Here is a 538-nt window from a genome sequence, read left to right on the forward strand (position 1 = left end):
GATCTGCACCTGCAACTGCTATGGAAGGAATCTCATAGTTGGTCAGTTCCACCATATCCGTAGTGGCCGCACAGGTACCATTGGTGATGGTCCATACCAGTGACACAGTATGTCCCGCCAGTACAGTCACCTTCGTATTATTTAAAGTAGTATCAGCAATCGTGATCCAGGGTTGCTTGCCACCTACAATAGTCCATGCACCACGTGCACCCAATCCGGCTGGAATGTTAGCCGTCATGTTGAAGATAGAATCATTACAATGTTTCTGATCTGCACCAGCAACTGCTATGGAAGGAATCTCATAGTTGGTCAGTTCCACCATATCAGTAGTRGCCGCACARGTACCATTGGTGATGGTCCATACCAGTGACACAGTATGTCCTGCCAGTACGGTCACCTTCGTATTATTTAAAGTAGTATCAGCAATCGTGATCCAGGGTTGCTTGCCACCTACAATAGTCCATGCACCGCGTGCACCCAATCCGGCTGGAATGTTAGCCGTCATGTTGAAGATAGAATCATTACAATGTTTCTGATC

1 protein-coding gene is annotated in these 538 nt (G+C 47.0%); it reads right to left on the reverse strand.

The window, feature by feature from the left end; translation table 11 throughout:
- Positions 1-538: hypothetical protein (locus AC1DP6_RS36530; RefSeq protein WP_477059317.1), on the reverse strand; the 538-nt coding region annotated here is incomplete at both ends.

This window comes from Chitinophaga sp. 01L420 (assembly GCF_056399985.1).